Consider the following 1,239-nt stretch of genomic DNA (forward strand, 5'->3'; position numbering starts at 1 on the left):
AGATTCCTGATTCCGCTTTGAATCAGCATATTTTCAGACGGCCTTGTCAATCCGCAAGGCCGTCTGAAAATCAATCACAACCATGAAAATACTAGGAAAACTCCTACTGACCCTTGCCAGTCTCGCGTATCCGCTCCTATGGTATTACGGCAGGGAAAACGGCTCATTTTTCTGGCTTGCAGCGGCTATGTGTGTGTTATGGCTGATACGCGCCGCCATGCCGCAAACCACAGCCCAACGCATTACAGCGATTATCCTTGCTGCTTTTTTTGCGGCGGTACTGGTTTTCAGACGGCCTGACTCGATGTATTGGTATCCCGTTGCCGTCAACGCGCTGATGCTTGCCGTTTTCGGCGGCAGCCTGTTTGCCAAACAAACCGTCATTGAACGTCTCGCCCGACTGCAACATCCCGACCTTTCCCCCGAAGGCGTGCGCCACACTCGGCGCGTTACGCAAATCTGGTGCGCCTTCTTCATTTTCAACGGCGCAACCGCCGCCATTTTGGCTGGCTTGCAATATTACGACTGGTGGGCGGCTTATACGGGCATCGTGTCTTATGTGTTAATGGGAATCTTATTTGCCGGAGAGTGGCTTTATCGGAAATTGGTTTTGAAGGTTTAATCCATTAAAAATATTTTATCAATTAGACGAATAACCATAATGAAAAAAATCATCCTACTTACCCTGATTTCCTTCACATTTACCGCATGTTCTTCGACATCTAAAACGCCTTTATCCCCAGAAGAAAAGGCAGAAGCCGAATACAAGAAAAATTATACGGAAGTTGCCAGCCACACCATCAAAACGCGCTCGGGAAACCTGACCGTCATTGACCGAATACACAATCGTTATTCTGACGATACTACAACCAGCAGCATGAATTTGATGATTATTCGGAAATCCAATACGGTAAAAGCAAGAGCTGCACAAACAGCCGTATTTACAGCAACTTTTGCATTACTTATTCTTGCCCGCAACAGCAATCATATTGGATATGAAGGTCCTGACCTGCTGGACAAACACAGTTTAAGCGGGAAGCCTATTAAACCGAATTTTGCGAATCCCGTTTTTGAACAATTCTCCCCAAAAGTTCGCGATTGGGCGGCAAAATGGTCATTTAAAGGCAATAGTGCCAATAAAAAACTATTTGTCCAACCGGGTCGTTTCTATTTGGTTTATGAAAAATTCAATAAACGAGACCGATTCTTTCTGAACAATGAAGTCAGCCTTTTTTTAGA

Annotated in this window: 2 protein-coding genes; both read left to right on the top strand. The window is 45.3% G+C overall.

From position 1 onward, the window contains the following. The first annotated feature begins 82 nt into the window (after nucleotides 1–82). Entirely contained in the window at nucleotides 83–622 is a 540-nt protein-coding gene (locus tag ACTHS3_RS13615; RefSeq protein WP_049344236.1) for a membrane protein, read from the top strand. 39 nt (nucleotides 623–661) lie between these two features. Then, a partial coding sequence (locus tag ACTHS3_RS13620) for a hypothetical protein (RefSeq protein WP_440368207.1) occupies nucleotides 662–1,239 on the top strand: 578 nt, incomplete at its 3' end.

This window comes from Neisseria sp. P0009.S007, assembly GCF_051962515.1.

What these genes read in the sequence shown, in the direction of transcription:
- ACTHS3_RS13615 (WP_049344236.1), top strand. Translation starts at nt 83, where the DNA reads ATGAAAATACTAGGAAAACTCCTACTGACCCTTGCCAGTCTCGCGTAT.